This is a genomic window from Pseudomonas sp. R62 (assembly GCF_000257605.1).
GTDB classification, from domain to species: domain Bacteria; phylum Pseudomonadota; class Gammaproteobacteria; order Pseudomonadales; family Pseudomonadaceae; genus Aquipseudomonas; species Aquipseudomonas atacamensis.
The window spans coordinates 1,488,477-1,489,958 of sequence record NZ_JH635999.1 but is presented as its reverse complement, the minus strand read 5'-3'; the positions used below and the strand labels follow the sequence as shown (position 1 = coordinate 1,489,958).

The following is a 1,482-nucleotide window of genomic DNA, read 5'->3' as shown; positions in this document are numbered from 1 at the left end:
TGTTTGCGATGAACCTTGGCGGTCACTTCACTGGTGCCCAATTGGTTGGCGATCTGCTTGTTCGACAGACCGCCGACAATCAGCGGCAGCACCTCGCGCTCACGCGGTGTCAGCTGCGCCGCCAATTGCCGCACGTGCTGAACCCGTTGCCATTGATTGAACGCCGTCGCGGCGTGTTGACGGGTGCTGCGCAGAATGCCGAGCAGTTCATCGTCATCGAATGGTTTGGTCAGGAACTCCACCGCGCCGGCCTTCATCGCCTGCACCGACATCGGAATCGTGCCGTGGCCGGTCATGAATATCACCGGCCACGGCAAGCCGCGCTCGTTCAGCGCTGCCTGCAATTGCAGGCCTGTGGTTTCGGGCAGGCTGACGTCGAGCAGCAGGCACGCCGGGCCACTGGCGATGTCGGCCTCGAGCAGTTCTTCGGCGGACTGGAAAATTCGGTGTTCGATGTCTTCGGCGCGCAACAAGCGGCTCAATGCGCTGCGCACGCAGGCCTCATCGTCAACGATGAACACCGGCACCGATTGCGTATCGACCAACGGCGGCTGCGCCACCATCGGCGCCGAGGCCAGGGCGTTGAACACGGGCAGTTTGGGTTCGCGGTCTTTCAATAATCGGTAACCTCGACGGGCAACCGTCTGGATGATTTCTTTTTCCCCGAGCAGTTTGCGCAGCGAGGAAATCTGCACTTGCAGATTGTTCTCTTCGACGACGATGTCCGGCCACACCTGATTGATCAGCTCGTCCTTGCTGACGATGCGCCCATCGGCCTGCATCAGTACCGAAAGTATTTCGAACGCCCGCCCGCCCATGCGCAAGGGCCGGCCATCGAGAAAGGCTTCGCGCCGTTCCAAAGAAATCGTGGCTTGGCCGAGTCGGATCATGCGGGCCTCTGCGTTGCGGTGAGAAGGACGGGGCGCGGGCGCCGGGTTATCAGGTTCGTACGCTAGGGGACGGCCTGGCATAAAGCAATTATCCCGAGGGATAAGACGTGCGCTTGTATAGCGCAAGAAACAGCCGCGCAAGGCTCTGGACGGCCATCTTGAGGCTGCGGACGGACATCAGCGCAGCGGCTGGCCCTCTGGCAAAAAAACGCTGGGTATACTTCGCCACCAGCCTGAATCCCATTTCCAGCGGTGAATGCGTATGCCCGGCCAGCCATCTTCATCTGCAATTTCCCGCGCGGCCGACGCGCCGATGCTCGATGAAGCATGGCTGGAGAAATGTCGGTTCAGTCTGCTGCGCCGTGACCATGAACTGACCTGGTTCAGCCTCGAAGACAGCCACTCGGGCCAGAGCTGGTTCGCTGTGCGTGCGCCGATCCAGCGTCCGGCGCTGTGCCAGCGGCTGGAGCGCGATTTCCATTTGCAGTTGCCTTCGCAGTGGGCGCTCAACCCGCTCGCGCTGATACGTTCGGTGGACGGGCCGGTGTTGGTCTACCCGCAATGGGGCGCGCCGCTGGCTGGAATGATCGAC

Annotated in this window: 2 protein-coding genes; one reads left to right on the top strand and one right to left on the bottom strand. The window is 61.6% G+C overall.

Translation table 11 applies throughout. The features are described 5' to 3' along the window. A partial coding sequence (locus OQK_RS24785; RefSeq protein WP_016774800.1) for a response regulator occupies positions 1 to 890 on the bottom strand: 890 nt, incomplete at its 3' end. A gap of 262 nt (positions 891 to 1,152) precedes the next feature. Here OQK_RS24785 and OQK_RS30655 point away from each other — a divergent pair. After that, positions 1,153 to 1,482, top strand: a 330-nt coding sequence (locus OQK_RS30655) for a hypothetical protein (protein ID WP_162098749.1), incomplete at its 3' end; no start/stop codon positions are given.